The organism is Polyangium sp. 6x1 (genome assembly GCF_029946515.1).
Taxonomy (GTDB): domain Bacteria; phylum Myxococcota_A; class Polyangia; order Polyangiales; family Polyangiaceae; genus Polyangium.
Genome location: NZ_JARZHH010000029.1, coordinates 60,589 through 82,755 on the forward strand (window position 1 = coordinate 60,589; position 22,167 = coordinate 82,755).

General features: G+C 69.0%; 19 protein-coding genes. 12 read left to right on the forward strand and 7 right to left on the reverse strand.

The window, feature by feature from the left end:
* The first annotated feature begins 111 nt into the window (after positions 1-111).
* Together QHF85_RS25710 and QHF85_RS25715 are read left to right on the forward strand one after the other, a co-directional pair.
* Positions 112-1,404, forward strand: coding sequence for a PAS domain-containing protein (locus QHF85_RS25710; RefSeq protein ID WP_281329954.1), 1,293 nt, complete (start codon positions 112-114; stop codon positions 1,402-1,404).
* 536 nt (positions 1,405-1,940) lie between these two features.
* A complete protein-coding gene (locus tag QHF85_RS25715; RefSeq protein WP_281329955.1) occupies positions 1,941-2,993 on the forward strand; it encodes a Rieske 2Fe-2S domain-containing protein in 1,053 nt (350 codons plus the stop codon).
* 12 nt (positions 2,994-3,005) lie between these two features.
* Here QHF85_RS25715 and QHF85_RS25720 read toward each other — a convergent pair whose 3' ends face one another.
* Complete coding sequence (locus QHF85_RS25720; protein ID WP_281329956.1) at positions 3,006-4,655, reverse strand: CocE/NonD family hydrolase; 1,650 nt, start codon at positions 4,653-4,655, stop codon at positions 3,006-3,008.
* 114 nt (positions 4,656-4,769) lie between these two features.
* Between QHF85_RS25720 and QHF85_RS25725 the strand changes: the two genes are divergently transcribed.
* On the forward strand, positions 4,770-5,423 hold the full coding sequence (locus tag QHF85_RS25725) for a TetR/AcrR family transcriptional regulator (protein ID WP_281329957.1): 654 nt from the start codon (positions 4,770-4,772) through the stop codon (positions 5,421-5,423).
* A 32-nt stretch (positions 5,424-5,455) separates the two neighbouring features.
* Here the strand turns inward: QHF85_RS25725 and QHF85_RS25730 are convergent, their stop codons facing one another.
* Entirely contained in the window at positions 5,456-6,490 is a 1,035-nt protein-coding gene (locus QHF85_RS25730) for a hypothetical protein (protein ID WP_281329958.1), read from the reverse strand.
* 173 nt (positions 6,491-6,663) lie between these two features.
* On the opposite strand from QHF85_RS25730, the gene QHF85_RS25735 reads away from it, so the two are divergent.
* The 3 genes from QHF85_RS25735 to QHF85_RS25745 are packed head-to-tail and all read left to right on the forward strand — an operon-like array spanning position 6,664 to position 9,033.
* Complete coding sequence (locus QHF85_RS25735; protein WP_281329959.1) at positions 6,664-7,860, forward strand: hypothetical protein; 1,197 nt, start codon at positions 6,664-6,666, stop codon at positions 7,858-7,860.
* 38 nt (positions 7,861-7,898) lie between these two features.
* Positions 7,899-8,573, forward strand: coding sequence for a tRNA-uridine aminocarboxypropyltransferase (locus QHF85_RS25740; RefSeq protein WP_281329960.1), 675 nt, complete (start codon positions 7,899-7,901; stop codon positions 8,571-8,573).
* 55 nt (positions 8,574-8,628) lie between these two features.
* Positions 8,629-9,033 (forward strand): nuclear transport factor 2 family protein, encoded by a 405-nt coding sequence (locus tag QHF85_RS25745; protein WP_281329961.1) that lies wholly within the window; start codon positions 8,629-8,631, stop codon positions 9,031-9,033.
* A 13-nt stretch (positions 9,034-9,046) separates the two neighbouring features.
* On the opposite strand, the gene QHF85_RS25750 is transcribed toward QHF85_RS25745, so the two are convergent.
* Positions 9,047-10,366 (reverse strand): cytochrome P450, encoded by a 1,320-nt coding sequence (locus QHF85_RS25750; RefSeq protein WP_281329962.1) that lies wholly within the window; start codon positions 10,364-10,366, stop codon positions 9,047-9,049.
* 926 nt (positions 10,367-11,292) lie between these two features.
* Here QHF85_RS25750 and QHF85_RS25755 point away from each other — a divergent pair.
* The 4 genes from QHF85_RS25755 (at position 11,293) to QHF85_RS25770 (ending at position 15,352) form a co-directional block, all read left to right on the forward strand.
* Positions 11,293-11,805 carry an endonuclease V gene (locus QHF85_RS25755; RefSeq protein WP_281329963.1) on the forward strand — a complete coding sequence of 171 codons (513 nt, stop codon included), beginning with the start codon at positions 11,293-11,295 and terminating at the stop codon, positions 11,803-11,805.
* Positions 11,802-12,575, forward strand: coding sequence for a hypothetical protein (locus tag QHF85_RS25760; RefSeq protein WP_281329964.1), 774 nt, complete (start codon positions 11,802-11,804; stop codon positions 12,573-12,575). Before QHF85_RS25755 ends, QHF85_RS25760 begins: the two co-directional genes overlap by 4 nt.
* A 38-nt stretch (positions 12,576-12,613) precedes the next feature.
* Entirely contained in the window at positions 12,614-13,522 is a 909-nt protein-coding gene (locus QHF85_RS25765; protein WP_281329965.1) for an alpha/beta hydrolase, read from the forward strand.
* A 66-nt stretch (positions 13,523-13,588) separates the two neighbouring features.
* Positions 13,589-15,352 carry a monovalent cation:proton antiporter-2 (CPA2) family protein gene (locus QHF85_RS25770; RefSeq protein ID WP_281329966.1) on the forward strand — a complete coding sequence of 588 codons (1,764 nt, stop codon included), beginning with the start codon at positions 13,589-13,591 and terminating at the stop codon, positions 15,350-15,352.
* A gap of 39 nt (positions 15,353-15,391) precedes the next feature.
* Here QHF85_RS25770 and QHF85_RS25775 read toward each other — a convergent pair whose 3' ends face one another.
* The 4 genes from QHF85_RS25775 to QHF85_RS25790 all read right to left on the reverse strand — a co-directional run bounded on the left by QHF85_RS25775 (position 15,392) and on the right by QHF85_RS25790 (position 20,397).
* Positions 15,392-17,317 (reverse strand): putative metal-binding motif-containing protein, encoded by a 1,926-nt coding sequence (locus QHF85_RS25775; protein ID WP_281329967.1) that lies wholly within the window; start codon positions 17,315-17,317, stop codon positions 15,392-15,394.
* Positions 17,318-17,359: 42 nt separating this feature from the next.
* Positions 17,360-18,295 (reverse strand): Ig-like domain-containing protein, encoded by a 936-nt coding sequence (locus QHF85_RS25780; protein ID WP_281329968.1) that lies wholly within the window; start codon positions 18,293-18,295, stop codon positions 17,360-17,362.
* A 48-nt stretch (positions 18,296-18,343) separates the two neighbouring features.
* Entirely contained in the window at positions 18,344-19,744 is a 1,401-nt protein-coding gene (locus QHF85_RS25785; RefSeq protein WP_281329969.1) for an RCC1 domain-containing protein, read from the reverse strand.
* 77 nt (positions 19,745-19,821) lie between these two features.
* Complete coding sequence (locus QHF85_RS25790; RefSeq protein ID WP_281329970.1) at positions 19,822-20,397, reverse strand: hypothetical protein; 576 nt, start codon at positions 20,395-20,397, stop codon at positions 19,822-19,824.
* Between the two features lie 484 nt (positions 20,398-20,881).
* Here QHF85_RS25790 and QHF85_RS25795 point away from each other — a divergent pair, with 484 nt between their 5' ends.
* Together QHF85_RS25795 and QHF85_RS25800 are read left to right on the forward strand one after the other, a co-directional pair.
* Positions 20,882-21,670, forward strand: a complete 789-nt coding sequence (locus tag QHF85_RS25795; protein ID WP_281329971.1) for a HipA family kinase — start codon at positions 20,882-20,884, stop codon at positions 21,668-21,670.
* A complete protein-coding gene (locus tag QHF85_RS25800) occupies positions 21,648-22,046 on the forward strand; it encodes a DUF3037 domain-containing protein (protein WP_281329972.1) in 399 nt (132 codons plus the stop codon). The genes QHF85_RS25795 and QHF85_RS25800 overlap by 23 nt, the downstream gene beginning before the upstream one ends.
* Positions 22,047-22,167 lie beyond the last annotated feature (121 nt).

A 22,167-nucleotide genomic window follows, 5' to 3' on the forward strand; every position in this document is an offset into this window, starting at 1 on the left:
AATCGTCATCTTCTTGGCGGGAGGTGATGCCCGCAGGAGCGGGGCCACACGGCTCCCGATTCGACGAGGACGCTGATCCCAACGACGGTTCGATCGTGGTAAGGTCGTCCGATGGACTCCGAAACGACGGACAGCCATTCAGACGAGATGAACGCGCTGCGTGAGCGGATCGCGTCTCTCGAGGCAAAGGTCGCCGAGCTCGAGCAGGAGCAGGACGAGCTTCGCATGAGCGCCGCGCAATCCAGCGCGCTGGTCGCGGCCGTGGCGATGATTTCCTGGTCGACGAACGCAGACGGGACGAGCGGCCTCACGTCCGCGCAATGGTGCGCGTTCACCGGACAAAGCGTCGAAGAGCTCCAGGGCGTCGGCTGGGCCGATGCCCTGCATCCGGAGGATCGCGCCCACGCGGCGGCCGCCTGGCAGAACGCCGTCGCCACGCGCAGCATCTACGACGTCGAATTTCGCCTTCGGCGCCACGACGGCGTCTATCACCAGGTCTGGTCCGTCGGCGTCCCGCACGTGCTCGAAGACGGGAGCATTCGAAAGTGGGTCGGTTGCTGCGTCGACGTCAACGAGCAGCGAGAGATGGAGCGCGCATTGCGCATGAGCGAGGAGCGCTTCCGCTCGATCACGATGCGCCTGCCCGTCGCCGTATTCGAGACCGACGCCCAAGGGTCCAACAGGTTCGTCAACGAGCACTGGGCGACCGTCTCCGGGATCCCAGCCAGTGAGGCCTTGGGCGACGGATGGATCCGGGGGCTCCACCCCGACGACATGAATGACGTCGTCGAGAAGTGGCTCGAGGTCGTGAAGTCCGGAGAGCAAAAGAACACCGTCGACTTCAGGTTCCGCTTGCCCGATGGGACGGTGCGCTGGGTGAGCGCGAGGACCGCGGCCGTGAGGAACGCGGAAGGCAAGGTCGAGTGTTTCATCGGCACGCTGACCGACATCAGCGACCGCAAGCAATCCGAGCAGCTCCTGCGCGAGACCATGGCGCAGAACGACATCATCGAGTCGCAACGCCAGCGGCTCGCAGATCTGTCGACGCCCCTCATCCCGATCACCGACAAGATCCTCACGATGCCGCTCATCGGAGCGCTCGATCCCGAGCGGGCCGAGCAAGTCCTCACGACGCTGCTCGAAGGCGTGAGCCGCACGGGCGCATCCGTGGCGATCCTCGACATCACGGGCGTCGCCGTGGTGGATACCCAGGTCGCGAGCGCCTTGCTCCGCGCCGCCCAAGCCGCGCAGCTCCTCGGCGCCGAGGTCATTCTCAGCGGAATTCGCGCAGAGGTCGCGCAAACCCTCGTCGGCCTCGGCGCGGAGTTCGGAGGCATCATGACGACGAGCAGTCTCAAGATCGGCATCGATCGCGCAATGAAGTCCGTCGCGCGCCGCGGGTGATCGTCGCGGGGGCCTGAGGCGCCGCGCCGGGGCGCTGCCCCGGGCCCCGCGGGGGCTGTTCGCCCCTCGACCCGAACCAGGGCCAGCCCTGGACCTCTGGGCATCGACTGCGCGAAGCGCAGTCGATGCGGGGAGATTTTTTTGAGCTGTCCGCCCCCTCTTTGCTGGGCCAGCCCTGGACCCTTTGGGGAAGAACTGCGCGATGCGCAGTTCGTCCCACAGGCCGTTGGTGGTACCGCGTTGCCGGTTGAACCGTCCGCGCGGCCGTCTTGGTTGGCAGGGTCGTTCGTGGTCTTGAACCGGCTGTTCGATGAACTGCGCATCGCGCAGTTCATCGATCCTCAGTCCAGCGCGGGCGCTGGTCCAGGTCCAGGAGCGGACAGCTCCTGGTGGGGCCTGGGGCAACGCCCCAGCGAAACGCTTCCCAGATGAGACCCAAAGCGGGGGGAAGATGACTATCCTTCCCTCCTTCGATCGTGTACAGTCTGGTCGAACGCATCCCTCCCCACACGGCCCGGACCGACGAGACGTACACCATGCTTGCCCAGCAACGTAGCTCTCTGACGCCCTTCCCGAATGGTTGGTATCTGGCCTCGTACTCGCACCTCTTGCCGGTGGGCGCCGTCGTGCCGCTCAAGGTTTGCGGGCACGAGCTCGTGCTTTTCCGCGCCGAGGATGGCAAGGCGCATGTCAAGGAGGCGCATTGCCCGCACCTCGGCGCGCACCTCGGTCACGGCGGGAAGGTCGAGGGAGGTTGCATTCGTTGCCCCTTCCACGGCTGGAAATTCGATGGCGAGTCGGGCGCGTGCGTGCAGATTCCCTCTGGCGATCGCATTCCCAAAGCGGCGAAGCTCCGGGCGTTCCATGTCCGCGAGGTCTCTGGCATGGTGCTCGTGTGGTATCATGAGCGCGGGGCGGCGCCGGAGTACGAGGTGCCGCCTTTGCCGGGCATCGACGAGGCGGGATGGTCGCCGTGGAAGCGGACGACGTGGACGCTCGACGCGACGATCCAGGACATCAGCGAGAATGACGCGGACGTTTGTCATTCCCCGGCGATGCACACCATTACGGACGACATCCCCGATCTCGCGCTTGGGCTCGTGGAAGGGCCCGTCTTCACCTGGAACATCAAGATCAAGCCCTCGATTGCGTGGATGGGCCTGCCGTCGTTCGTAAAACTCCCCGAGGACATGAGGACCCACGTCGAGGTTCGCCGCACGGGGCTCGGGATCGGGTGGATCCGGGCGACCGTCGATTTGCCGTTCGGCAGGAGCACGCGCGTGCAGACGCTCGCGAACACGACGCCGATCGACGAGCGCACCATTCGCCTCGACATGCTCCACCGCGTCCGCGCGGCGCCGCTCCGCCCCTTGACCGGGCTCTTCCTGCGCGGCTATGCGCTGACGTTCGATACGACGGTGGAGGAAGACATCCGGGTGTGGGAGAACAAGGTTTATCTGACGCGCCCCGCCGTGTCGAAATCGGATTGGGGCATCATGCGGTTCCGCCAGTGGGCGAAGCAGTTTTATAGCTCCTCGCTCCCGCTCGTCCCGGACGAGCTGGCGACCGCCGCTGCCGGGAGTGATTGAGCGGCGGCTGCGTCAGCCGAGCACCGAGAGCACGATCGCCGAGGGGCGCGCGGGATCGTGGTGAACCGTCTGGTCCGCGGCGATGAGCCGCGTGGCTGTGGCGAGCGGCTCGCCGCTGCCGGGGTTTCTGGCGAAGCGCGGATGCGCGCCGCTCGAGACCTGCACGCGAATGCGATGATTGCGGCGGAAGCGGTGCGCCGTGGGCCAGAGCTCGATGGTGATGGCCAACGTGCCGTCGGGCCTCGGCGCGGGGCGGCCCGGGGCGAGGCGCAGGATGCCGTCGCAGATGTTGATGGATCGGCCGGAAGGATCGACGTCGCAGAGGCGGACGAAGAAATCGGTGTGCGGCAAGCTCGAATGCACGAAGAGCTCGGCGGACACGGGGCCGATCACCTCGACGCTGCGTTCGAGTGGCAAGGTCGTGTAGGTCAAGACGTCGCGCCGCGCTTCGAGGGCCCGGTTGTCCGTGGGTCCGCTGCCCTCGCTGAGGAGCGGTCCGCCCACGGACGGGGTGGGATCGGCGGGATCGTAGCGGTAATGGTCGGGCGGCGAGGCGGCGGGGCGCACGGGGGAGAGGCCGCCGTTCGGCTGGAGGTAATGGCGCTCGGTGCGGACGCCGGGCGGGGGCCAGCTCGGATACTCGCGCCATTCGTTCGCGCCCATCACGTAAATGCGCACGGGCGCCTCGCGCAGGAGGCTGCGATCGCCGAGCATGTGCGCGCGAAACCAGGCGATCGACTCGCGCAGGCTCGTCGTGAAGGAGGGGAGCGAGGCATGGGACCAGGGGCCGATGGTGAGGTACGGTTTCCGGCCCGCCGCGACGAGCGCGGCATAATCTTTGAGCTGCCAGGGCAGGAAGATATCGTAATAGCCGGCGGTGAACAGCGCGGGCGCCGTCACCTCGGCCACGGTGCCGCTGTAATTCACCTCTTCCCACCACGGGTCGCCCGGGGCGTTGTGCTCGAGCCACTCCTGGAAGTAGCCGACCCGCTGACCGAGGAGCACCTGATCCACCTCGGCGAGCGGGAGGTGCGCGAAGGCTCTTTCGAGTGCGCGGCGATCGGCGCGTCGGGCGAGGATCTGCTCAAAGAATGGTTTTTCCTGGCCATGCATGAGGTGCGACCAGCGGAGCATGCTGTCCAGTGAGAAGGTCTCGCCGGGGTACTTGAAGCTGCGGAAATCGGAGAGCGTGACCTGGGGGGACATCGCCTTCAGCATGGGCCCGGCGTCGCGGGCGATCGCCCACTGCACAAAGCCGAGGTAGCTCGGGCCGAAGGTGGCGAGATCGCCCGAGAACCAGGGTTGTTTCTCGAGCCATGCGAGCGTCGCGAGGCCGTCGTCCCGCTCGTTGCGGAAGGGATCGAGCTTGCCGCCGGAGCCGAAGGTGCCGCGGCAGCTCTGGATGAGGACCGAGAAGCCGCGCTCGGCGAACGGGCGGCTGAGCAGCGACATGAAAGGATTGCGGCGCCCGTACGGGGAGCGGAGCAGGATGAGCGGGCGCTTGCCGGCGCCCTGCGGAGCATGGAGATCCGCGAGGAGGACCGCGCCGTCGCGCATCGGTATCTGCAGATCCTGCTCCACGACGATGTCGCGCGTCTCGGCGGGCGGCAGATCGAGGAGCCATTCGAGGAGGTGGCTCGGGAGGGTCGTGAAGGGTTGCACGTCCTCATGAAGACGCAGGGGCGGCGGGGATGCAAGGCGGCCGGCCCCGGAATTTCACTCCGTTTCGCAGGGAGCACTTGACGGCGCGCGCCCGTACCCCGATGCCTTCTCCCCGTGGCCCGTCCCGTCAAGGCTGATCCCGAGACCACCAAGCAGCGAATCCTCCAGGCGGCCGGGCGGCTCTTCGCGGTCCATGGCATCAATGGCACGAGCCTCCGCGACATCGCGGCCCGGGCGGGGCTGAGCCAGAGCCTCGTCAGCCATTACTTCGGCGGGAAAGAGCAGCTCTACCGCGCCGTCGTGCACCGCATGCTCCGCGAGCTCGGCTCGCTCGGCGATGCGCTCACCGCAGCCCTCGCCGAGCGCCCGGCCACGCCGGAGGCGCTCGTCCATGGCGCCGTGCGTACGGGCTTTCGCTTCGCGCGCGAGCACCGGGACGCCGTGATGCTGATTCAGCGCTCGTTCCTGGAGAAAGGCCACGTCGACGAGGAGACGTGGTCCGGCTCCCTGCTCCCGTTTCTGGAGCAGAGCTCGCTCGTGCTCGCGGCGCTCACCGGCAAACCCCCCCGCGCGCTGCGCATGCCCGTGCAGAGCAGCATCTACCTCGTCGTTCGGTATAGCCTCACGCCGCTCGACGAGCTCGCCGCGATTGCTGGCACGACCGCGGCGCCCGAGCACGAGACCCTCGCGGCCGTCGAGGATCACCTCGTCGAGAGCGTCGCGTCCATCCTCGGCCTCGGCCGCGACGCTCGTTCTTCCGCCCTTTGACGCAAACCCGCGGGAGGGGTTTGCCCGCGGGATCACTTGGGGGCGTTCAGGCAGGGGAACGGCATATTGGAGCCAACGCCGCCCCAGCGGATCGATCCGCCGGCCGCGTCACGCTGGACTCCGATGTTGAAGACGCGGCACGCGTTCTCGTCCTTTTCCTTCTTCAGCCGCACGACGACCGCGGCATCGAGCCTGTAGTGCGTGAGCACGCCCGTGATCTGGTTCCGGATCGGCTCCCATTGCGCCGAAATCACGCGCGAGCCGAGCACGATCTCGTTGTCCCAGTCGGGCAGATCGTCGACGAGCTTCGTGATCTGCGGCGCGAGCTGGGCGTTCTCCGGGTGCGGCGACGGGGCGAGCTGGGCGCCGTACTTCGTGAGATACTCCTGCTTGGCGCCGGGATTGACCTTCACCTTGAGCGTCCCTTCGGCGACCAGCGGGTCGGAATCACTGGAGGCGCCGCAATCCAGGCTGACGATCACGCGCACCGTGTTGTCGCCCTCCTTGAGCTTGGGGACCACGATGGCGTTGAACTCGCGCAGGGCGCGGGTGTCCGCGTCCGCCTTCGTGAACGTCACGGTCGACGCTTTCGTGAACGGCACCTCGAGATCGCCGGTGAGGCTGGCCATCGACCGCGTCTTGTTATCGTTGAACTGGATGAGGTCGAAGGAGGGGATGTACGACGGCGCCTTGCCGGCGTGCTCGCCGTTCACGTCGATGCGAAGGATGTGGCGCTGCCGGTCGTCGCACTTCGGCATGAGGTTGTGGGGCGACTCCTTCGACCAGAAGCGCGCGTAGAGCGGATCGCCGAGCGTGTACTCGGTGTACACGCTGCTGTCGTCGGCGCCGTCCTTGGGCACGGGCTTCGACGAGAACACGACCTGGCCCGCGTATTTCTGATGGAGCGGGCCTTCCCAGGCGCCGGGATCGACGTAGTCGCTGCTGCCCGGCGCGGCGGGCGCGTCCGCCTTCTCGCTCGACCCTTCCTTCGATTCGCTCCCGGATCCCCCGGCGAGCTGCCCCAACAAAGAGACGCACCCCGTGAGGCCGAGCGCGCTTACCAGCATGAGAGTCCTGACGACGTACATGAAACCTCCCGACGACTGCACCGGGCTCTCCCCGGAATTGGGCGGCCGTCCAATTACGCAGCCGGATTCTGGAAGTCAAGCCCCTGACGCAGGGCGAAAGCTCGCGCCCGGCGCCGTGCGGCCCGAGTACTTCCGTGTCAAATGGCCGCCCGATGCCCGACGTACGCACCCACCTCGGCGACGCCCACAACTTCGGGCGCCGCGTCACGCGGCGCGACGGCCGCATCGTCAAGCCCCGCACGGTCTTCTGGGAGTGGCTCCTGCTCGCGGCGGAGAGCCCGCTCCGGCGCTTGCTCACCGAGGCCGCCGAGCGTGACGGGCTCGGCGCGGACGCGTTCGGCTTTCTCCCCGACCTGACGTTCTCCTCCCCACGAGCGCGGGACGGCAGCGAGGTGGAGGCCATTTCGCTCTCACCGCTGCCCGCGCCTTCGAGCGCCGCCGAGAAGCGCGAGCTCGCGCGGATCTTGGGCCGATCGCTCGCGCTGTGGAGCTTCCTCGGCGTCGCCGATCTGCACTGGGAAAACCTCGTGCTCGGCGTCGACGGGCGCGGCCGCGTGGTGTTTTCGCCGCTCGACGTCGAGATGATCCTCGCCGACCTGTCGCTCCCGACCGAGACGAAGCTCTTGCCGGACGCCGATCCCGAGTACGCCGCGGTTTGTCGCCACGCCGCCGGGGTTCGTCGCGCCCTGCCCTATCTCGGCAAACCTGTCGACCCGGCCGATCTGGTCGCCATGGCGAGCGCCTACCTCGGCACGCTCGTCTTCCTCGAGCGGCACGCGCGCGCGATCGCCGACGTGTTCGCGGGCCTCCCGGAGCTCGGGGACATGCCCATCCGCGTGTGCCTGCGGGGGACCGAGGAGTACGTGCGTGCCCGCCCCGAATCGCTCTGGCCGCCGCTGCTCGACGCCGAGAAGGAGCAGCTCGCCCGCGGCGACATCCCCTATTTCTTCCAGCTCTACGGGCGGCGGGGCATTCACTGGTTCGGCGATCGAGAGCTCACCCGCCTCGAAAGGCTCCCCCTCGAAGGCGACGTGCCGCAGCTCGATCCGGTCCTCCAGGTCTCGCGCGGCTTTCGCTCGCCCACGCGAAAAAAGCTGCGCGAGGACGGGCTCTTCACGCTGCTCGGCGCCTTCGACCACGGCTCCTTCACCGGCAAGCACGAGGCCGACGGGCTCGGGATCACCTTCCGCAAGCGCGCGCTCGTCGTGCACCTGCCCGACGGCGAGGAGCTCGAGTCCCGGCGCAACCTGAGCGCGTTCGTCGGGAGCGTCTACTTGCCCTGCCGCTGCGGGGAGGTGCTCTCGGTGTTCGTCCCCGAGGTGACCGTGTGCGAGGCCGCGGCGCGTTGAACGCGGTCCCCTCGCCCTCGGCGTGGTAACGTGACGCCGTGCTCCCTGCCTGTGATACCTGCCGCCGCCCGACCGTCGCCTGCGTGTGCGACCGCATCGTCTCGTACCCGACGGACCGCCGCGTGCTCATCCTCCAGCATCCGCAGGAGCAGGACGCCCTGCTCGGCTCGGCGCAAATCCTGATCGCGAGCTTGCCGCGAGCCGAGCTCGTCGTCGGCTTGAGCTGGCGCAACCTGGGGCACGCGCTCGGCGAGGAGGACATCGACCCGCGCAAGTGGGCAGTCCTCTTCCCCGACAGCGAAGCGCAGAGCGACGTCACCACGCGGCGCGGCGCGCCCCTCGATCCCCACGAGCTCGAAGGCATCATCGTGATCGACGGGACCTGGTCGAAGGCGAAGACGCTCTGGTGGCGCAATCCCTGGTTGAACAAGCTGAACCGCATGAACCTGCGGCCGACGAAGCCCTCGATCTACGGCCGGCTGCGCGCCGAGCCCCGGCGCGAGTACGTCTCGACGCTCGAGTCCGTCGCGGCGGCGCTCACGCTCTGCGGCGAGAAGCCGGAGATCGAGGCGGGCCTCGAGCGTGTCTTCCGCACGCTGATGCAGCGCGTCCGTGACGCGAACCTCGCGCCGGAAGAACGAAAGTTGCCGCGCAAGACGCGTCCCCCGCGAAGGCCCGAGGCCCCGCCGGCGCCGAAAGCGCCGAAAGAATGAGCGGCGCGGAGGCCCCGCGGTTGATGGCCGCGGGCGGCCTCCCTACGTCGTGCGCATGAACGAAGCGCAGAACGTTTCACCCGCCGTCGAGCTCGCCCTCGCGTTCGTGGAGAGGGTGCAGGCCGGCGGCGACGTCGGGGGGCTCGTGACCGAGGACGTGCAGGAGGAGGAGCTACCGAACCGGGTGTTCGCCTCGGGCGCGCGGCGGGACCTCGCGGCGATGCGAGCGGGGGCCGAGCGGGGAAAGGCGATCTTCGCAGAGCAGCGATATCGGGTGACGCGCGCCCTCGGCGATACGGCGCAGGCCGCGCTCGAAATCGAGTGGACGGGCGTGCTCGCCGTCCCGATCGGCTCGCTCGCGAAGGGCGCGACGATGCGCGCCCAGTGCGCCTTTTTCTTCGATGTGCGGGAGGGAAAGATCGCCCGCGTCCGCCATTACGACGCGTTCGATCCGTTCTGAGCCGACCAACCGCTCAGCCGAGCGGACCCTCGACGATCATCTCGACGCCGTTCGCCGGCCCTGCATTGGCCGCGCGCACGGCGCCCTTATCGGGCTTCAGCGACGCGAGCCGCAATCGATGACGCCGGAGCCACGTGCCGAGCACGAGCTTCATCTCATAACCCGCCATGGCCGCGCCGAGGCAACGCCGCGCGCCGCCGCCGTACGGCAAAAACTCGAACGGCGAATACTGACGGTCGAGGAAACGCTCGGGCAAAAACCGCATCGCCTCCGGGTAGACGTCCTCGCGGAAATGGGCGACCGAGATCGCCGCGACCACGCCCGTGCCCGCCGGGACGCTGTACCCCGCCAGATCGAGGGATTTGAGGAGCTTGCGCGGGGCGGGCGCGGGCGCGAGCGGAAAACGTCGGAGCGTCTCGTTGCACACAGCCTCGAGGTACGGCAGTTTTCCGAGCTTCTCCGGCTCGGGATCGGGCCCGAGGGACGCGAGCTCGTCGCGCAGGCGCCCGAGCGCGGCGGCGTTCTCGGGCCGGTGCAAAGCATAAAGAGCCCAGGCAATGGCGATCGCGGTCGTCTCGTGCCCGGCGAAGACGAGGAGAATGAGCTGATCGCGGATCTCGTCGTCGTCCATCGGCTGCCCGTCCTCGGTACGGGCCGCGAGCAAGAGGCTCAGGATGTCCTCGCGCGGCCCCGTGGCGCGGCCTTTTTCGATGAGCTCGTCGAGCGCGGCGTGCAAGCGGCGGCGGCGCTCCAGGAACCGAGCATAGGGGCCGACGCCCCCGAATTCGCGGCGCAGCGCGGGGAAGAGCGCGAGCAGCGGCGAGATGCCATTCGTGATTTCGAGCAGGAGCCTGGCCAGCGACTGCATGCCAGCGCGCTCGGTGACCCCAAAGACGACCTGCAGGATGACGTCGAGGGAGAGCTCCTGCAGGATCTCGGACATCGTGACGGTTTGTCCGTTCTGGAAGCCCGCAGCGCGCTCCTCGGCGAGCCGCACCATCTGCTCGCCGTAGGCGCGCATGCGTGCGCCGTGGAACGGGGGCATCATGAGCTTGCGAGCCCGCTTGTGGTTGGTTCCGCTCGCGAGGATGAGCGAGCGAGGGCCGACGAAGACGCCGAGGTCCTGATTGAGGGGCTCGAACGTGTCCGGATCGGCCGTGTAGATGGCCTTGATGCCCGCAGGATCGCCAGTCATGACGAGCGGCGGCTTGCCCGGGAACGTGAACGTCTCGCCGTACTTCTCCGCGAGCGGCTGCATGCAACCGATCGGATCCCGCATGTAGCGGACGAGGCTCGTGATGCTGGTGCGCGGCCCAGGCGGTAGGTCCCCCATCGCGTGATGATGCCAAGCTCGGAGCGGAACCACAACGTAAGTTTCATCTGGAAGCGCTTCGCTGGGGCTTTGCCCCAGGCCCCACCAGGAGCTGTCCGCTCCTGGACCTGGACCAGCGCAAGCGCTGGACTCGGGGTCGATGAACTGCGCGATGCGCAGTTCATCGAACGGGCCAGGTCAAGAGGTCGCGACCCGGCGACGAGGGCTGGACGTCGGAAAATCGCCTCCGCGGCAGGCAAACTCCACCCCGAGCACCGGATCCGGCATTCCAGCATGCTCGAACGATGCAAAGGAGCCCGAGAACAAGCGTTCTGACAGCTCCAACCTGCGCGCAGGACGACCTCCCTGACGTTCGGACGTGCCCGAAGGCCCGCGCCGGGCACCGCGCGCGCCTTCGGGCACATCCGAACGACCCGCCGGGCTTCCTGTGCATCGTTCGGACGTTCTCAAAGGGCTCCGTCCCACGTCCTGTGCATCGTTCGGAGACGTCCGAACGACGCGCCGGAGGGTCAGGACACAATTTGCGCGGGTCCGAGAGCTCGAACCCCCTTTCGTGCGGCGATTTGCCAGCATCCAGAAGGCGTTTCGCTGGGGCTTTGCCCCAGGCCCCACCAGGAGCTGTCCGCTCCTGGACCTGGACCAGCGCAAGCGCTGGACTCGGGGTCGATGAACTGCGCGATGCGCAGTTCATCGAACGGGCCAGGTCAAGACCGCAGCCGACCCTGCCAACCAAGACAGCCGCGCGGACGGTTCAACGGGCGACGTGGTACCAGCGACGGCCTGTGGGAAGAACTGCGCGGAGCGCAGTTCTTCCCCCTGAGGTCCAGGGCTGGCCCTGGTCCGGGTCGAGGGGCGGATAGCCCCCGCGGGGCCCGGGGCAGCGCCCCGGCGCGACGCTTCCACAAAAACCCGCTACCCTTCGCCGCATGCTCGCCTGCGTCGACGTCGCCTACGCGCCCGACGACACGTTCGCCGTCGCCGCCGGCCTGCTCTTCCATCGCTGGGACGATGCGGTTGCCGTGCGCGAGTTGACCGCCCGCGCCTCGGACGTCGCCCCCTACGAGCCTGGCGCGTTTTACCGGCGCGAGTTGCCTCCGCTCCTCGACTTGCTGCGAACGGTCGACCCGCTGCCCGAGGTCGTCGTCGTGGACGGCTACGTGTGGCTCTCGGCGGACGGGCGACCGGGGCTTGGGGCGCGGCTCTTCGAGGCGCTCGGCGGGCGGGTCGTGGTCGTCGGCGTGGCGAAGACGGCGTTCCACGGCGACGCGCCCGCGGCCCTGGTCAAGCGCGGCACGAGTGAAAAGCCGCTCCACGTCACGGCCGCGGGCGCGACGCCGGATGAGGCGGCGGCGTGGGTTCGGTCGATGCACGGCCCGCATCGTCTCCCCACCCTGCTCGGGCGTGTCGACCGACTCTGCCGGGATGCCTTGAACCGATGAAGGATCGCCGCCTCCGCCTCGCCTTGCGTCTCCTCGCGGCCGCCGCGATCGCCTCCGTCCTCCTTTTCGAGGGGCGCACGCTCCTCGGCCCCCTCACCCGGGTTTTTCCTGGTGAATGCGCGGCCGTGGCGCCTTCGCCGCCCCAGGTGGACACCACGTCCTCGCCTGCGCGCGTGATCGGCCAGGAAAACCTTTGCGACCGCGTGTCCGACGGCCATTGCGAACGCCTCGCCGGCGGCGACCGGGTCTCGGGCACCTGCAAGAGCGGGGGCATGGTCGGGGATTGGACGGTGAAGGACGCGGCGACGGGGGCCTTGCGCTGGTCCGGGCAATACGAGGGCGGCTGGGCGAACGGCGCGTTCCGGATCTGCAAGGACCCCGCCCATTGCGACAGCTTCCGCATCGATCACCTGCACCTCGACGGCCCGGCGGTCACGTGGGAGCGCGACGGCGACCGGTGGATCGAGCTCTCCAGCCGGTACGAGCGCGGCCGGGGCGTCGGGCGATGGGTGCGCCGCGTCGACGGCAAAGGCCCCGTCCGCTCGGCGCTGGTCTTCGACGAGCAGGGCCTCGGGGCGAAAGAGTTTTTCTATTGCACGAATGGCAACCTGAAAGAGATCCGCGGGCAACGCGCCTTGTTTTACGACGCCGAAAATCGTCGAATCGCGGAGCGGGGCCCCGAGGGGCCGCTGCGGATCCTCGACGCCGCGGGAAATGTGGTCCGGGACGCGCGCCCCGACGAGGAAACGACCCTCTGTCCCCTGCCCTAGGCTGCGCGTCCCCTGCTCGTTCTGATACAAGAGACGTCATGCGCTCGCTGCGCCCCTGCCTCGTTTCCCTCGTCCTGCTCGTCGGCTGCGCCGGCCCCGAGCCGAGCAGACCCGCCGAGCCCGCGTCCGCGTCCTCGTCCTCGTCCGGGGCCGACGGCTCGCCGGGCGGGCCCGTGCGCGTCTCGTACGGCCCCGATCCGGTGCAGATCGGGGATCTTCGCGTCCCGCAAGGCGAAGGCCCGCACCCCGTGATGGTGATCCTCCACGGCGGCTGCTGGATCGACCTCTATGGCAAGAACCTCATGGACGGCATGAGCGAATCCCTCACGCAAGCTGGCTTCGCCACCTGGAACGTCGAATACCGCCGGGTCGGCGATACCGGCGGCGGGTATCCGGCCACGCTCACCGACGTGGGCCTCGCCGTGGATACGCTCCGCGACCTCGCCCCGACGCACCACCTCGATACGACGAGGGTGTTCGCCGTGGGCCATTCCGCGGGCGCGCACCTCGCTGTCTGGGTCGCCGCGCGCCCGAGGCTCGCCGCTGACAATCCCCTCCGCGGCGCGAATCCCCTCCCCATCACCGGCGCCGTCTCCCTCGCGGGCATCCTGGATCTCGCCGAAGCCCTCGACCTTGGCGCCTGCGGCACCGCCGCGGCAAAGCTCCTCGGGGGCAGCCCGACCGAGGTCCCCACGCGGTACGCCGAGGCCTCGCCGCGGGCGCTCTTGCCGATTGGCGTGCGTCAGATCCTCGTCCACGGCGCGGCCGACGACATCGTCCCCTTCGCGATGAGCTCCCATTACCTCGACGCCGCGAAGGCAGCCGGCGAGAAGGACATCACGCTGAAGGCGATCGAGGGCGGAGATCATTTCGACATGATCGAACCGTCGTCGACGAAATGGGCGGACGTCTCGCAAGCGATCCTCGGGATCGCGGCGCTTCCCTGATGGTCTTTGCCGGGTTTTTCACTCACGCTCGCCTCCCCTCCTCGATTCCTCCTCGATTCCTCCTCGATGCTGACCCAATCCGCCATCGTCCTCGCCGCGGCCGCCGTCGTCGCCACGCTCTTCAAGCGCATCGGCCTCGGCACCGTGCTCGGTTACCTCGCGGCCGGCGCGCTGATCGGCCCGTCGGGCCTCCGCCTCATCCGCGACGTCGACCAGATCCTTCATATCGCCGAGCTCGGCGTCGTCTTCCTCCTCTTCCTGATCGGCCTCGAGCTCCAGCCGAGCCGCCTCTGGAACATGCGAGGCACCGTGTTCGGCTACGGAGGCGCCCAGGTCGCGGTCACGACAGCGGTGATCACGCTCCTCGGCGCGGCGCTCGGCGCGCCCTTGCCCGCGGCGGTCGTCGCAGGCGTGGGCGTCTCCATGTCCTCGACGGCCTTCGCCACGCAGATCCTCGGCGAGAAAAATGAGCTCGGCGCGCCGCACGGACGCGCTGCGTTCGGCGTCCTGCTCTTCCAGGACGTCGCGGCCATCCCCGTCCTCGCGCTCGTCCCGCTGCTCGGGCCCGCGCCGAAGGCTTCGTCCGGGAGCCCGCTCGTGCACGGCCTCGTCATCGTCGCCGTGATCGCGGCGCTCGTCGTGTGCGGCCGTTACCTCCTGCGCCCGGCGTTCCGGTTCATCGCCGAGGCCCAGAGCCACGAGCTCTCCACGGCCACCGCGCTCCTCGTCGTCCTCGGCACGGCGCTCATCATGGCGAGCGTCGGGCTCTCGATGGCGCTCGGCGCGTTCATCGCCGGCGTGCTCCTCGCCGATTCGGAGTACCGGCACGAGCTCGAAGCCGACATCGAGCCCTTCAAGGGCCTGCTCCTCGGCCTGTTCTTCATGGCCGTCGGCATGTCGGCGAACCTGCGCCTCATCAAGGATCGCCCGCTGCTCGTGATCGGGCTCGTCCTCGGGCTCGTCGTGGTGAAGATGGCCGTCCTCTACGGGCTCGGCCGCGCCGCGAAGCTCAGCCGGCGCTCGTCCGCGAGCCTCGGCGTGGCCATCTCGCAGGGCGGCGAGTTCGCGTTCGTCATCTTCGGCGTGGCCCGCGGCGCGACGGTCTTGAAGCCCGACACGACGGAGCTGCTCATCGTCGTCGTGACCCTCTCCATGGCCGTGACGCCGCTCCTGTTCCTCGCCCGCGACCGCATCACGAAGCGCCTCGACACCGCGGATCGCCGCTCCTTCGACGAGATCCGCGACGAGGGCAGCAGCGTGATCATCGCCGGCTTCGGCCGCTTCGGGCAGATCGTCGGCCGCGTCCTGCGGCTCAAGCGCATCGCGTTCACCGCGCTCGACGCGAGCCCCACGCACGTCGATTTCGTCCGCCGTTACGGAAACGAGATCTATTACGGCGACGCCTCCCGCGTGGACCTGCTCCGCGCGGCAGGCGCAGAGCGGGCGCAGCTCATCGTGCTGGCGATCGACGATCTCGACGCGTCGATGCGCACGCTCCGCGTCGTGCAGGCGCATTTCCCGCACCTCCGGATCGTCGCGCGCGCGCGCAATCGGCAGCACGCCTACGCCCTGCTCGAAGCGGGCGTCACGAGCTTCGTCCGCGAGACCTTCGCCGGCAGCCTCGAGGCGGCCCGGATCACGCTCGAAGACCTCGGCCTCCCCTCGGACGACGCGCGAGAGACCGTGCGCAAATTCGCCGAATACGACGAGGCGCAGGTCCGCAAGGTGTACGTCCACCGCAACGACGAGAAGACGCTCGTCGAGTCGGCGAAGCAGTACGGCGCGGAGCTCGAGCGCATCTTCGAGGAGGACGCTGCGCACCGGAACTAGAGCGCCGAACCGTTCGGCGACGGAGCCGGCTGCCGATCGTCAATCTGCGGCAGAGCAACGCTCCGCCCACGCGTCGTCCGCGAACGTGCCGAGGTGCTCGATGAAAAGGACCACGTCCGCCGCCTCGCTCGGTCCGAAGCGCAGCACGTGGATCTCGTCCTCTGCGAGATCCACGACGACGGCCGCCTCCAGCGCTTCGCACGCGGCCCCCGCCTCGGTCTGCGTGACGGTCAACGGGAGAGCTGCCTCGCCACGCGTGACGCCCACCGCGACCTTGGGGGACAGGAAAAGCGCGTGCTCGCCGTCACGCGGCGGGCGATACGAAACCACGCCGCCATGGCGATCGCCTTCCGGTTGGAGCACCACGCGAAAAGCCGCGTGAATCTCGTCGACGTCAGGCGGCGCCGTGTCGGCGACCTTCCCCGCCACCACTTCCTGCAATTCGCTGAACATGACGTGGCTGCACGCGTGCTCGAGGAGCGGCTCCCCCAGCCGGGGGACACAGGCATCTCCAGCCCGTCCGCCGCCCACGACCTCCACCCGGCTGCCGCACCCGCCGAGGAGGAGGGCGGCCGAGAGCAGCGCGGCCGGGCGCCGGCCCCGGGAGCGATCGCCGCGCCGCCGGATGCGGAGCAGCAGCGCCGCGATCCCGACGAACAGCCAGTCGGGCGCGCCTGCGGGGGACATCTCCCCCACGCGGCAACCACATCCCGCGTCCACCCGGGTGCCCAGCGCGGCGTCCACGCATTCCGCCTCCGCGACATCGCAGATCTGATCGCCTTGGCAATGGTCGTCGCTCGTGCAGCCTCCCCCCTCGGGCTGGCACACACCGGGGCTGGCCGGATCCGACGAGGAGCAGACCAGCCCGACCGGGCAGCCATTGCGGCCCGGCTGGTCGACGCAGCCGTTCACGCACCGACGCGGACCAGGGTCACAGATGCGGCCGCTCGTGGCGTCGCCGCAGTCCTCGTCGCGCGCGCAGCCGCAGAGGTGGGCGCCCTGCGCCGAGATGCAGCGCGGCGTGTCCGCGAGCTCGCTGCAGAGCCCGGCCTCGTCCCCGTCTGGAACGCCATCACAATCCTCGTCGAGGCCATCGCACGTCTCCGTGGAGGGAGACCCCGCCGAGGCCGAGCAGAGGGCGGGCGCGCCGCTCGGTCCGCAGGCGAGTTTCCCGCTCGCCTTGCAGAGGCCCACGCCGGCCGAGCACGGCAACCCGACGTCGTCGGGCACGCCATTGCAATTGCTGTCGAAACCGTCGCATATCTCGAGCGCGCCGGGGTGGACCGCGGGATCCATGTCGTCGCAATCGCCGTCGTTGCTCACGTACCCAGCCGGGGGGACGCACATGGTGACGACCGTATCGCTCGGATCCCCATGACCGTCGCCGTCGAGGTCGCGCCCGTTGAAGGTGACGAAGTCCTGCACGTTTTCGATGACGAGTGGCCCCCGGTCCACCGGCGCTGGCCCGAGCACGAGCCGATAACGCACGTCCTCGAAATGGTACACCTGCGCTCGCTCGAGCGGACCGCAGGGTTCGATGTCCTGCGCGAGAAGCGGCGTGAGCTCGTTGCCTTGGGAATCGAGGACGCGGATGGGGACGGACGGATCCGAGAAGATGGCCCAGGCGCCGACGCGGTCTTTCGAGGCCACGCGGTACGTGATCGTGTTCTCGCCGAGCGGCGCTGGCAAGATCACCTCGAAGAGCGTGTGCACGGGGTCGACGTCCGGCGTCTCGGCCGTCGCGGTGGTGCCGGCCGTGGCCTGCACGGTCGCGTAGGGACCGAACTCGGCATGGAAGCACGAGTGGCCCACCAGGGCAGGGCCGAGCTCCTGGCAATCGGGAGGCAGGTCCGCGCGGGAAACCTGGGGCGCGAGGAGCGCGCACGAAACGAGGGTCGCGCCGAGAGCATGGCGCGCACGCCGGCGCGGCGCTTTTGCGGAGAGACATTGGGCAGGGGCGTTCATGGCAATGGCCTCATCGATGAGGAGAGCGGGGCCCGCGTGGCCTCACGGCACGACCAGGTCCCGCTCGAAAATCAGATCGAAGGTCGAGGTATCCGAGGTTTCGAAGCGCAGCAGGTATTCGCGCCCCTCGGTCAGCACGGCCGTGCGCGCGTGCCGGATGAGCTCGCATACCGGGGGGGTCTCCAGGGACGCGACGGCAATGCTCTCGCCCGACGTGGCGTCCGTGACCTGGGCGGACACGTCGGCGCTCAGGAAGAGCGTGTACGTGAACATGTCGGTGGAGCCCGCGAGCGGGATGTTCTGGGAGACGTGGCCCGCGTGGACGGCGCCCATGTCCACCGCGGGCAACTGGAGCGTATAGCGCTTGTGTGTCGTCCCAACGGCCGGCGCGTTGTCGGGGGTCGTGGTGGCGACCACGTAGGCGAAAGGATCCTCGAACGTGTGTCCACACGCGTGCTCGAGCAAGCCGTCCTGCGCCGCCGTGGTGAATCCGATCTGCCCCTCCGTGAGGCCCGGCTGCGCTTCGTCGAGGGGCACACCCGCGACGCTCGAGAGTGCGCGCAGGTCGATCGTGTACGACGACTCGTATTCGAGGGGGAGCGACCCGCCGTCCATGGCATCGGGCGGACCGATCTCCAGCAAGAGCGTGCGCGCATCGGCGGACCATTGCGCGGGTATCGAGCGTGCCGCTCCTTTCGGACCGGCGAGGGGCACGGCCCCGGCGCTCGTATCCATCGCCTCGCTGAATGTCACTTGCACGCGCTTGCGCCGCAGCGTCGCCGCACCCTCGCGGTAGAGCTCGAAGGGATAAACGTTCGTCGCCCCATGGGGCGGCACCGAGGCCACCACCATGGGTTTTTGCCCCGGGGAGGCATCGGGCGCGTCGCCGCCGCCCTGCCCGCCCGAACCCGGAAGTGACGAAGGGCTCCCGCAGCCGAGGGCCATGGAGAGCGACCCGAGCACGAGCAACCATCGCATCCTCCACATCCTCCGTTTTGCTCTCCCGCGGATCATCGGCGCCTCCTGTCAAAACACGGGCACGTCCGGCTGCGACGCCGGCGTCTCGCCCTTCCCGACATCGTTGAGGGAGCCCAGCCCCAGCGCCCCGGCGCCGCCGCTGCCCCAGCAGCGAATCGCGCCGGCGTCGAGGCGCACGCAGATGTGCGAATACCCTGCGGACATCTCGACCACGGGAGACACGCCGCCTACGGCGACGTCAGCCGGCGGGATCTCACCCGGCATGTCGCCGACGAACGTGGTGATGCCGGCGCCGCACTGGCCCGCGCTGTTGAGTCCCCAGCAGCGCACCACGCCTTCCGAAAAGAGGGCGCACGTGAACCGGTCCCCCGCCTCGACCGAGACGGGTGTACCCGCGCCGAGCGTGACATCCGGCGGTGGCATCTGCCCGGGGGCGCCCCCGATGCTCTCGATCGTCGGGTCGCCGAGCTGAAAACGCGCGTTGTCGCCCCAGCAGCGGACCACGCCCGTCGTCAGGATCGCGCAGGTATGCTCTCCGCCTCCGGCCCCGCGCGCGACGATCCCGCCCACGGGTACGTCCGCCGGCGGCATCTCGCCTGGCTCGTCGCCAAGGCTGTTTGTCGAGCCATACCCGAGCTGCCCATGCTCGTTGTTTCCCCAGCAGCGCAGCGCGCCCGAGGCCATGCGCGCGCAGGTATGCGTGTATCCCGCGAAGAGGTACTCCGCGGGTCCGTCGAGCGGCACCTCGGGCGGCGGCATCTCGCCCGGCTCGTCACCGATCGGGAGCGTGTGTCCCTGGCCGAGCTGGCCGTACTCGTTGCCGCCCCAGCAGCGCACGGCGCCTGACGCGAAGAGCGCGCAGGTGTGCAGGCCGCCCGCGACGAGCTGCGTGACGGGGCCCCCCAGCTCGATGTCGGCCGGCGGCAGCTCGCCGGGTTCGTCCCCCACGGACGAGACGTCGCCGCGACCGAGCTGGCCGTATTCGTTGTAGCCCCAGCAGTGGACCTTGCCATCGACGAGCCGCGCGCACGTGTGTGCGCCTCCCGTGACCACCTCGACCACGGTCCCGCCGGGATGGACATCCGCGGGCGGCATCTCGCCCGGCTCGTCGCCGAGGGTGCTCGCGGTCCCGTATCCGAGCTGGCCGAACTCGTTGTATCCCCAGCACCGGAGCGACCCCGCGGCGCCGACGGCGCAGCTATGCCCGTCGCCGGCCGCGATCCGCGCGGGCGACGGAGACGCGGGCGGGAGCGCGCCGCCCCCCGCACCGCCGGCTCCGCCCGCGCCGGCGGTCCCGGCGTCGCCCATGTCGCCGCCCGGTCCTCCTGCGACGCCGCCATCGCTGGGATTCGTATCCCCTGGCCCGTTCCCGGCCTCGCCGGCGCAGGCCCACAATGCGATCGAGCCCATGGCGCCGAGCGCCAGGGCGTACCATCGTGCCGAACGCATTTCATTTCCTCCGGACAAGCAAGAAGGAAAGGCGAAGCCGCCGCACGCACGAGGGCGCGCGCGGCGGACTTCTGGGCTCATTGCTCGCTGAGATCCTCGAAGAGGCCGAGCATGGTGCTCGCCGTGTTCGTGAACTCGACGGTGTACGTCACCCCGCTCGTGAAGTTGTAGGTGACGACCTTCGAGAGCGCCGAGCTCGTGCCGTAGTCCGGTACGTTCGGGTTCTGCGACGCCGGACAATTGGTGCTGTTCAGCGTCGTGGACCAGGCGGCCGTGACGGTGGTGGTGCCCTGCTTGACGACGATGGTCGTGCTCGGGTCCACGTAGATCCCGTGCTCCTCGGTCGCGCCTGCCGTGAACCTGACCTTGCCCGTGTATGTCGTGCCAGAGCCCGGCAGCGTGATGTTGTACGGAACGTGCTCCGAGACCGTCGGCGGCGTGCCGCTGGCGACGGCGTTCACGTTGGTGTAGGCGCCGCCTGCTGGATTCTGCACATGCTCGCAGGCATGCTCGATATCGTTCGCGTCGGCGATGCGGAGCACGGCCTCGGCCGCTGCCCCCTCGTCCGTGCCCACGTCCTCCGCGGGTGACAGGACGCAGCCAGTCAGCGCGAAAGACACGACGGCGCCTGCCCAAAGATAGCTGTTCTTCATGGCTTCTCCTTGCTTGGTGGAGACCACGCGCGCTGCGCAAAGCGCCGCGGCGAAATCCCCGGTAACGGATGTCGACGAGCCTCCGCCTGGAGCCTCTTTCGTGCCCCTGGAGACCAACATCCGCGGCGCAGTGGATAAACTAACTGCAACTTTGTTGCAAGAGAAATTTTGTTTCGAAAGTACCAAGGTGTGCTGCTGTCCCAGCGCAAGCCGTGCATCCGCGGCATCGGAGGCGGAGGTGGGAGGAGGTGCGGGATGCGGTGGTGGGGTGCTTCTTGCCGGGTTGCCGCGATGCCCCTGGGGCCACCGCAGCGACGCGATTGCGTCATTGTCATGCCGCCACGCCGAAAAAACGCATGCCGCCACGGCCATGCAAAACAAATATTCAGCAATGGAAGGAAGTTCCTCGACGGACCTCCTCCCGCGTCACGGCGCGTCTCCGACTTGCCCTTTGCCGCGCCTGTGCATATAGACTGCGCTCCGCATGCTACGCACCGTCAACGCTGCCCGGTACGTCACGCCGCTACGCGAGGGAGGATCCGTGCCCGCGCTCGTGGAGGCTGACGACGACGGGCTTTACGTCGTCAAGCTCCGCGGCGCGGCCCAGGGGTCGAAGGCGCTCATCGCCGAGCTCGTGGCAGGCGAGCTCGCGCGCGCCGCGGGGCTCCCCGTTCCCGAGCTCGTACTCATCACGCTCGACGCCGCGCTCGGCCGCGCCGAGCCGCACCGCGAGATCAGCGACCTGCTCGACGCGAGCGTGGGCCTGAACCTCGCCCTCGATTACCTGCCAGGCAGCGTCACCTTCGACCCGGTCGCAGGCCCGACGCCGGATCCCGCCTTCGCCTCGCGCCTCGTGCTCTTCGATTCGTTCGTGACGAACGTCGACCGCACCCCGAAAAACCCGAACCTCTTGTCCTGGCACCGCGCGATCTGGCTCATCGATCACGGCGCATCCCTGTATTTCCACCACGGCTGGGGCCCCGCGGATCCGCTCACCGAGAGCCGCGATCCGTTCACGTTCGTACGAAAGCACGTCCTCTTGCCCTGGGCGACCGCGCTCGCCGAGGCCGCGGCGCACCTCCGGGCCGCGTGGTCCGAGGCGTTGTTCTCGCGGATCGCGCAGGCGATCCCCGACGAATTCCTCGCGGAAGACATGGGATTCGCCTCTCCCGACGCCCACCGCGCCGCCTACGGCGCGTGGCTCTCGGCGCGGCTCGCCGCGCTCCCCTTGATCCTCTCGGAGGCCGAGCGTGCCCGCAAAGAGCTCCTTTGACTACGCCGTCGTGCGCGTCGTCCCGCGCGTCGAACGAGGCGAATTCATCAATGCGGGTGTCATTCTCCATTGCGCCACGCACGATTGGCTCGCTGCGCGGATCGAGCTCGACGAATCGCGGCTCCTCGCGCTCGCGCCCGACGTGGACCTCGAAGCCGTGCGCCGCCACCTCGCAGCCATCCCGCGCGTCTGCGAAGGCGGCCCCGGCGCCGGCCCAATCGGCCTCCTCTCGCAGAAAGAGCGTTTCTCATGGCTCGTCGCCACACGCAGCACGATGATCCAGACCTCGGACGTGCACGTGGGCCTCTGCGACGCGCCCGACGTGGTGCTCGATCGATTGCTCGACAAGCTCGTCCGCGTGCCGCGCTCGCGATAGCGGCTGAGCACGGGTCTCATCGAGGAGGCGTCGCGCCGGGGCGCTGCCCCGGGCCCCGCGGGGGCTGTCCGCCCCTCGACCCGGACCAGGGCCAGCCCTGGACCTCTGGGCATCGACTGCG